This window comes from Catellatospora sp. NPDC049133, from assembly GCF_040648455.1.
GTDB lineage: Bacteria > Actinomycetota > Actinomycetes > Mycobacteriales > Micromonosporaceae > Catellatospora > Catellatospora aurea.
This window is the reverse complement of sequence record NZ_JBEZDT010000054.1, coordinates 1-8462: the sequence shown is the minus strand read 5'-3', so window position 1 is coordinate 8462 and position 8462 is coordinate 1. Positions and strand designations below refer to the sequence as shown.

General features: G+C 72.6%; 8 protein-coding genes. 4 read left to right on the top strand and 4 right to left on the bottom strand.

The annotated features are described in order from the left end of the window. Positions 1 to 70: 70 nt before the first annotated feature. Complete coding sequence (locus tag AB0B35_RS38775) at positions 71 to 1444, bottom strand: PHB depolymerase family esterase (RefSeq protein ID WP_361055917.1); 1374 nt, start codon at positions 1442 to 1444, stop codon at positions 71 to 73. Positions 1445 to 1838: 394 nt separating this feature from the next. Here AB0B35_RS38775 and AB0B35_RS38770 point away from each other — a divergent pair, with 394 nt between their 5' ends. Genes AB0B35_RS38770 through AB0B35_RS38755 form a run of 4 tightly spaced genes read left to right on the top strand, consistent with a single transcriptional unit; the run spans position 1839 to position 5798 of the window. After that, on the top strand, positions 1839 to 2591 hold the full coding sequence (locus AB0B35_RS38770; protein ID WP_361055915.1) for an ABC transporter ATP-binding protein: 753 nt from the start codon (positions 1839 to 1841) through the stop codon (positions 2589 to 2591). Then, positions 2588 to 3928: an FtsX-like permease family protein gene (locus tag AB0B35_RS38765; protein WP_361055912.1), complete on the top strand. Its 1341-nt coding sequence runs from the start codon at positions 2588 to 2590 to the stop codon at positions 3926 to 3928. Before AB0B35_RS38770 ends, AB0B35_RS38765 begins: the two co-directional genes overlap by 4 nt. Beyond that, positions 3925 to 5166: a histidine kinase gene (locus tag AB0B35_RS38760; protein ID WP_361055909.1), complete on the top strand. Its 1242-nt coding sequence runs from the start codon at positions 3925 to 3927 to the stop codon at positions 5164 to 5166. The genes AB0B35_RS38765 and AB0B35_RS38760 overlap by 4 nt, the downstream gene beginning before the upstream one ends. Further along, positions 5163 to 5798 (top strand): response regulator transcription factor, encoded by a 636-nt coding sequence (locus tag AB0B35_RS38755; protein WP_361055987.1) that lies wholly within the window; start codon positions 5163 to 5165, stop codon positions 5796 to 5798. Before AB0B35_RS38760 ends, AB0B35_RS38755 begins: the two co-directional genes overlap by 4 nt. Before the next feature lie 95 nt (positions 5799 to 5893). Here the strand turns inward: AB0B35_RS38755 and AB0B35_RS38750 are convergent, their stop codons facing one another. The 3 genes from AB0B35_RS38750 to AB0B35_RS38740 form a co-directional block, all read right to left on the bottom strand. Next, positions 5894 to 6307 carry a tautomerase family protein gene (locus AB0B35_RS38750; RefSeq protein WP_360527211.1) on the bottom strand — a complete coding sequence of 138 codons (414 nt, stop codon included), beginning with the start codon at positions 6305 to 6307 and terminating at the stop codon, positions 5894 to 5896. Between the two features lie 34 nt (positions 6308 to 6341). Further along, positions 6342 to 7955, bottom strand: coding sequence for a benzoylformate decarboxylase (gene mdlC / locus AB0B35_RS38745; RefSeq protein ID WP_361055906.1), 1614 nt, complete (start codon positions 7953 to 7955; stop codon positions 6342 to 6344). A gap of 246 nt (positions 7956 to 8201) precedes the next feature. After that, the coding region (locus tag AB0B35_RS38740; protein ID WP_361055903.1) for an ATP-binding cassette domain-containing protein at positions 8202 to 8462 on the bottom strand (261 nt) is incomplete at its 5' end.

The following is an 8462-nucleotide window of genomic DNA, read 5'->3' as shown; positions in this document are numbered from 1 at the left end:
TGCTCGATCTGGTGGAAGCGTCCTGCCACAACCCGCTCATCACAGTCAACGCCAGCCCCCGCGCCGCCGGTCAGGCGATGGCGCAGGCCGCTCCGTTGAGCGTGAAGGAGACGGGCTTTGCGGTGTTACCGGTGTGGGTCGCCTGGAAGCCGATGCTGACGGATCCGCCGGCGGGAATGGTGGCGTTGTAGGCCAGGTTCCTGGCGGTCACCTGCCCGCTGGTCGGCGCGTAGACCGCGTTCCAGCCGGAGGTGATGGCCTGGCCGCCGGGCAGGGTGAAGACCAGGGACCAGCCGTTGACGGCGGCGGAACCCGTGTTGGTGATGGTGATGTTCTCGACCAGCCCGTTGTTCCACGCGTCGATGGCGCTGGTGACGCGGCAGGAACCGGTGCCGGGCGGCGCGGACGCGCTCGGCGACGGGGACGGGGACGGGCTCGCCGGTGCGCTCGGACTGGGTGACGGGGACGGGCTGGGCGGGGTGCTCGGGCTGGGCGGGGTGCTCGGACCGGCGGTCAGGCCGAAGAACGCGACGGCTGCCGCCGCCATGCCACTGGACGGCAGGCTGTGGCCCGCCCCCTGGATGCTGAGCGCCTCGACCCGCACGGTGCCCGACGCATCGGCGTAGCGACGGCGGTTCCAGTTGGCCTGCGGGGTGTCGGAGGAGGTGGGCGTCTGGCCGAGTCCGTGCACGTTGGTCCACTGCTCGATCGATTCCTGCAGCAGCGAGTACGGCACGAGGGTGTCGCTGGTGCCGTGCCACAACTGCACCCGGGGCCGCGCCCCGGTGAAACTCGGATTGACCTGCCGCACCGCGTCACCCCACTGCTGCGGGGTGCGGTTCATGCCGCCGCCGGTGCACTGGCTGCTTCCCGGCGGATAGTCGGCCGCGTTGGCGAAGCAGTTGAACGGCACGCCCATGAACGACGCTCCGGCCTTGAACCTGTCCGGGTAGAGGGCGAGCATGTGCTGGGTCATCATGCCGCCCGACGAGCTTCCCGTGGCGAATACACGGTTGGCGTCACCGCCGTACTGCAGCACGGCGTAGGCGACCATCGACATGATCGAGACCGGGTCGCTGCCGCCGTCGCGGCGTTTGGCGGCGTCCGACCACGTGTCGAAACACCTGCCGAACCCGGCCTCCTGCATGGCGCTCGGGTAGATCACGATGAAGCCGTACTGGTTGGCCAGCGACGCGAACTCGCTGCCGGAGTAGAAGCCGGGGCCCGAGCCCCCGCAGCCGTGCATGGCGACCACGATCGCGGGGTTGGCCGGGCGGGAGTCGGGCACGTAGACGTGCATACGCATGCCGCCCGGGTTGCTGCCGAAGTTCGTCACCTCGACCAGCGAGGCGGCGAAGGCGGGCTGGACCGCAGGAATCGTGACTCCGGCGACCGCCAGCGAGGCGGCGAGGACGAGCAGCAGCTTTCGCTTGATCTTTTTCACGGTGTGTCTCCTTGGTTCCCCGCACGGGTCGGGGAAAGGCCGTGCCGCCGCGCTCACGCGACGGGCGCACGGCATGCCGGACGGCGGCTGACGGCGTGGTGGCCCGAGGTGGTGGCACTCGTCCCGCCGATGCCACTGGACGGCCGCGTTGCCCGGTCGTCCGCACGTGACCACGCACCGCGCAGGTCCGCCGTGTTCTGGGCTGCGACCGGTCCCGACGCCCGGTTCCGCGACCGTCGCATGACACATAGAGTCCCCCGTGGACGCAGAACTGTCAATCGATGTACGGCGATAGGCTTCCCATCGGCGCCGGTCCGCGGTGGTGCCAGCCCCACCTGGCAGCATCGGACCAGCACTATCGATCCCCGGTGGTCGGCTGCCTAGCGTCGTGGGCATGGACGAAGACATCCCCGCCCTCGCCGTCGAGGCCCTGACCAAACGACACGGAACCGGCGCGGCCGCCGTCGACGCGCTCCTCGGCGTCGATCTCACCCTCGCCCGCGGCACGTTCACGGCCGTCATGGGCCCGTCAGGCTCCGGCAAGTCCACCTTCCTGGCCTGCGTGGCGGGCCTGGAGCAGCCGACGTCCGGCCGCGTCGTGCTGGAGGGCGCCGACGTCACCCAGTGGGACGAGGCAAGGCGCACCCGGATGCGCCGGGACCGCATCGGTTTCGTGTTCCAGGACTTCAGCCTCGTCCCCTACCTGACCGCGGCGGAGAACGTGGCACTGCCCGCCCGCCTGGCCGGGCGGCGCGCCGACCCGCAGGCCGTGCGGCAGGCACTGGCCCGGGTGGGGCTGGCGGACCGGGCCGGGCACCTGCCCGGCGCACTGTCCGGCGGCCAGCGGCAGCGGGCCGCCATCGCCCGCGCGCTGGTCACCCGGCCCGCTCTGCTACTGGCCGACGAGCCCACCGGCGCGCTCGACAGCACCACCGCCCGCGAGGTGCTGGCGCTGCTGCGGGCCGCCGTCGACGAGCTGGGACAGACGACGGTGATGGTCACCCACGACCCGGTCGCGGCCTCCCGCGCCGACACCGTCGTGTTCCTGGTCGACGGGAAGATCGCCGGGCGGATGGCCGCGCCCACCGCCGACGCCGTCGCCGCGCAGCTGGCTCACCTCGACCAGCTCACCGGGGCAGCCCGATGACCGCCCTGGCCCTGCGCTCGCTGCGCCACCGTATCCCCGCCGCCGTGGCGACCCTGGTAGCCGTCCTGCTCGGCACCGCGCTGATGGCGTCGTTCGCCACCCTGGTGCAGTCGGCCGGCGGCGCGCACGACGACGACCGCGAGCTTCTGATCATCATGGGCGCCGTCGTCGGCGGCTGGGGGTCGCTGATCGTGCTGTTCTCGGTGGCCTCGACCGTCGGCATCGTCGCCGAGCAGCGGATCGGCGAGGCCGGCCTGCTGCGGACCATCGGCGCGACACCGCGGCAGGTGCGGGCCCTGATCGTGTACGAGGCCACCGCCGTGACGCTGCTCGCGGCGGCCGTCGGCGCGGGCGTCGCCGTGTTCGGCGGCCGGGCCCTGTTCGACGCCGTGCAGCGCGGCGGGCTGATCTCGACCGCGTCGGCCTACGGCGGAGGTCCGGCCGCACTGACCGCGGCGGCCGGGGTGGTGGTGCTGGTCAGCGTGGTCGCCGCAGTGATCTCATCGAGGCGCGCCAACCGTGGGCCCGCCGCGTTCTCGCTGCGCCAGGCGGATGTTCCGGACCGCCGTCTGCCCCGGTGGCGGGCCCTGACCGGCGTCGTGCTGGCCGGGTCCGGGGCGGTCGCGGCGGTCGTCACCGTCACCGTCACCGGTGAATCCGCCGACCCGTACGCCGCGATGCAGACCTCGGGGTCGGCCTCGATCGTGGCCGGTGTCGGGCTGGCCGCGCTGGCCCCGGTGCTGCTGCGGGCGCCGGCCCGGGCGCTGCGCCCGCTGCTGGCCAGGTCGGGCGGCGGCTATCTGGCCACCGAGAACACGACCCGGCGGCCCCATGTGTTCGCCGCGATGCTCGCCCCGGTCATCGTGCTCGTGTCGACCGCCGTCGGGACGTTGCTGATGGTCGGCATCGACGGCCGCACCCGCACCGCGGCCAGCGACCCCGAGGGCGTCGGCGACACCATCACGACGATCAACGCCGTGGTCATCGGGATGATCTGCCTGTTCGCCGCCATCATGGTGGTCAACGCGGCCGTCGCCGCGGTGGTCCACCGCCGGGCCGAACTCGACCGGCTGTGGCGTCTCGGCGCGACGCGCGGGCAGTTGCGTGCCGCCGTCGTGCTGGAGGCAGCGGTCGTGGCCGTGGTCGGGATCGTGTTCGGGCTGCTGGGCTCGACGGCGACGGCTGTGCCGTACGCGATCGTCCGGCATGAAGGCGTCCTGCCCGACGGTCAGCTGTGGCTGGTGCCGGCGGTCGCGGCCGTCGCGGCGGCGCTGGCTGTCGCCGCCGCCTGGGGTGCACACCGCCGGCCGGACCGGTGGAAGACTCTGCGTTCATGAAGACCTCGCACGTGTGGTCGGCGCCGCTGTCGGCGGTGCCGGCCACCGCCGTCGACCGCGCCGGGCTGGTGCAGCGGCTGCGGCTCACGGCGCTGTCGGCGGGCCATGCCGGGGCGGGGATCGCGGCGCTGGTGCTGGCGCTGCTCATGACCGGCGCGTTCCCGGCGCTGCTGTCGCTGACCGGGTTCCTGATGCTGTGGCTGCTCGTCCCGCTGGCGGCCGGGCTGGCCCGGGTGCACCGCACGGTCGCGGCACGGGTGCTGGACGAACCCGTCACCGCCGGGTACGCCGACACCACCGGCCGCAACCCGATCACCGCCATGGCGATCTGGGTCCGCGACCCGGCGCGATGGCGCGACTTCGCGTTCTGCTGGTTCTCCGGTACCGGCGGCCTGGTCATGTCCCTGGTGCCGGTGCTGCTCCTGGTCGGCCCGGCGGCGCACGTCGTCATCGGCGCGGCGCAGGGCAGCCTGCTGTGGAGCACGACCGCCTTCCTGCTGCTGGGGCCCGCGCTGCTGGGCTGGTGGTTCGTCACCGTGCCGCTGATCCGCGCCCGGCTGCGCGCCGACCAGGCCATCCTCGGCCACTCCCGTAGCGAGCGGCTGCGCCGGCGGTTGGACCAGGTCGTCGAGTCCCGCACCGCGACCGTCGACCACAACGCCGCCGAACTGCGCCGGATCGAACGCGACCTGCACGACGGAGCCCAGGCGCGGATCGCGGCCGCGGGCATGAACGTCGGGCTGGCGGAGAAGCTGGTGTACACCGACCCGGACTCGGCCGTCGAGCTGCTGCGGGAGGCCCGGGAGACCACGGTCAGCGCGCTGGAGGACCTGCGTACGCTCGTGCGGGGCATTCATCCGCCGGTCCTGGCCGACCGGGGGCTCGGCTGGGGTGTCGAGGCCCTGGCCATCCCGATCCCCATCCCGGTCACCGTCGCGCTGCGCCTGCCGCGGCTGCCCCCGCCGGTCGAGTCGGCCGTCTACTTCGCCGTCGCGGAGTGCCTGGCGAACGTGGCCAAGCACGCGCGGGCGTCGCGGGCCTGGGTGGTCGGCGACCACGACGGCGATACGCTGCGGCTGACCGTCGGCGACGACGGCGAAGGCGGTGCCGACCCGCGCGGCGGCGGGCTGGCGGGGGTGGCCCGGCGGCTGGCGGCCTTCGACGGGACGCTGACCGTGACCAGCCCGGCCGGTCACGGGACCGAGGTGCGGATGGAGGTGCGGTGCCAGGCCCGCTGAGAGCCCTCGTGGCCGAGGACCAGATGCTGCTGCGCGTCGGTCTGACCAGGATCCTCGACGCCGCCGGCATCGCGGTCGTCGCCGCGGTCGCCGACGCCGAGGCGCTCGCCGCAGCGCTGGGCCGCGACGACGTCGACGTCGCGATCGTGGACGTGCGCCTGCCCCCGACGCTGACGACCGAGGGCCTGGAGGCGGTGATCAGGGCGCGCTCGTCCCGGCCCGGCCTGCCCGTGCTCGTGCTCAGCCAGTTCGTCGAGCCGCTGTACGCCCGCGAACTGCTGGCCGGGGGTGCCGGGTCGGTCGGCTACCTGCTCAAGGACCGGGTCGTCGACGTCGACGGATTCGTGGCGGCCGTACGCCAGGTCGCCGGTGGCGGCACGGTGCTCGACCCGGAGGTCGTGGCCGGGCTGCTCAGCGCCCGGCCGCTCGACCGCCTCACCGGCCGCGAGCGGGAGGTGCTCGCGCTCATGGCCCAGGGCCGGTCGAACGCCGCGATCGCCACCCGGCTGCACGTCACCGAGAAGGCCGTCGACAAGCACATCAACAACATCCTGACCAAGCTGGACCTGCCGCCGACCCTCGACGACAACCGCCGGGTGCTGGCCGTGCTCGCCTGGCTCGACGCCGCCTGAGGCCGCCGCCGGACATGGACCTGGCCGAGATCCTCGCACAGCTGCGATCCGCGCCAGGTCCACCGACCGGATCCGGTGATGAACCGCCGGAGTCGTCAGACTGACGGGGCAGTGGCGCCTTCGGCCTGCCACTGCGCTTCGTGGCCGGGTTCCGGCAGCACCCGGCCCCCTTCGACGGCCGATTGCGCCGGGCTGTCCTCGATGACGACCAGCACCCGCGCCTCCTCCACCCCGGCGATACGCGCCGCGGCGGCCGACACCTGCAGCGCCAGCCGGGTGGTGTCCTGCTGCGGGTGGCCACGCCGCGACCAGCCGCTGATCAGCACCGGACGGCCGGGTTTCGCCCCGACGTACACGTCCTCCGGCGGCAGTTCGGTGAACACCACGTTGACGTACTCCGGTGGCACGTGGTTGATGTCGGAGTGGATTCTGGTGATCTCCGCGGCGAGCGCGGCCTTGGCCCGGGCGCTCAGCGTGCCCTTGGCGGTGGTGCAGCTGTAGAGCGGCATCTCGCACCTCACCGAATGCTGTCGCCCGCGGCGCTCAGAGCGCGGTCTTCTCAGGCTTGGTGTGCACCACGATGACGGTGGGACCGGCGGTCCCCAGCGCGGCGGTGAACTCGGACTCCAGCTGCTCGGTCGTGGTGACCTCGACGCTGCGGCAGCCGAAGCCGCGGGCCACGCCCGCGATGTCCAGTCCGGGCAGGTCGAGTCCGGGCACGCCCGGGGTGTGCTCCAGCTCGGCGAAGGACTTCAGGATGGAGTACTCGCCGTTGCGCATGGCCACGAACACGATGGGCAGCTGGTGCTGGGCGGCGGTCCACAGTGCCTGGATGGAGTACTGGAAGGACCCGTCGCCGATCAGGGCGATCACCGGGCGCTTCACCTGCTGGGCTTTCAGGCCCATGGCGATGCCGATCGTGGCCGGCAGCGCCCACCCGATGCCGCCGCTGGGCGTGCCGTAGAACGACTGCGGCTCGGTGGTCGGCAGCCATTGCATGTGCTGGCCCATGGTCGAGGTGGACTCGTTGACGATGACCGCGTGCGGCGGCCGGACCCGGCTCAGCGCCGCGTACACCTCCTCGGGCGTCAGCGGGCTGCTCGGCGTGGCGGGCAGCTTGCGCGGCCACTCCAGCGGCGGCGGCGCGGTGCGGGCGCCGCCGGCGGCCACGAGCTCGACGAGCTGCCGGATCGCCTGCCGGGTGTTGCCGAGCAGGCTGTCGCCGACGCGCGCGGCACCGGCCACCGCGGGATCCTGGGTGATCTGCAGCAGATCCGTGCCCGCGGGCAGGACGTCGCCGGAAACCCAGGGGTAGTACCGGAACACCTCGGCGCCGATGACGACGACGAGGTCGTGTCCGGCCAGCCGCTCGCTGACGCTCTTCAGGGACATGCCCAGCGGCCCCTGGTAGAGCGGGTGATCCTCGGGGAACGAGGTGCGGTCGGCCAGGGGCGCCCCGTAGACGGCGGCGTTGAGCTTCTCGGCCAGCGCCACGGCGTCCTGCCATCCGCCCGCACGGTCCACATCCGGGCCGAAGACCAGGGCGGGATGCTGGCTGTCGCTGATGCGGCCGGCGAAGTGGCGCAGGCGTTCCGGGTCGGGCGCGTAGCTGCTGCTGACCGAGCGGCGTACGGCGGGTCCGTCCAGGGGCTGGTTCCAGTCGTCGAGCGGGATGGACAGGAACACCGGGCCCGCGGGCGGCTGCAGTGCCATGGCGTACGCCCGCATGAACGCCTCGGGCACCGCCTCGGCGCGGGCCGGCTCGTAGGACCACTTCACCCAGGGACGCGGCATCATCGTCGCGTCGGGGCTGCTCAGGTAGGGGTCGCCGACGAGCATCTCCCGGTGCTGCTGCCCCGCGGTGATGATGAGCGGCGTGTGGCCCTTGTTGACGGCGATCAGGTTGCCCATGCTGTTGCCGAGCCCCGCGCAGGAGTGCAGGTTGACCAGTGCCGGACGGCCGGTGGCCTGCGCGAAGCCGTCGGCCATCGCGATCGCCGACGCCTCCTGCAGCGCCAGGACGTAGTGGAAGTCGTCGGGAAAGTCCTGCAGGAAGGTCTGCTCGGTCGATCCCGGGTTGCCGAACACCGTGGTCAGGCCCAGCGAGCGGAGCAGGTCATAGGTGACGCTGTGGACGGTCGTCTTGATGTTGTTCATGTCAGCAGTCCGCTCCTCGTAGGTGAGCACACCGGGCGACCGCTGCGTGCGGCTACCTCTCATCGGCCGCCGACGCCCACGATCACGGAACCTACACAGCGTACATTTACAACTACGCCGTGTAGTGACCACTGCCGGATGGTAGTGGCGGTTCGACCCATCTCCGCACGGTCGGACCGCCGTTCGTACCGGAACGCTTTCGGTGCTGACTGGTGAAGGCGTCCCGGTACGTGATGCTTGTCCGGGTCAGGGGACGAGCGCTCCGTCGCGGAGCGTGACGACCCGGTCGGCCATCTCCATGAGCGCCGCGTCGTGGGTGGCGACGAGTGCGGTCATGCCCCGGGCGTGGACCAGGGCGCGGAGCAGGTCCATGATCTGGCGGCCGGTCTCGGAGTCGAGCTGGCCGGTCGGCTCGTCGGCGATGAGCAGCTGCGGGTCGTTGGCCAGCGCGCGGGCCACCGCCACGCGCTGCTGCTGGCCACCGGACAGCTCGTAGGGCCGCTGGTT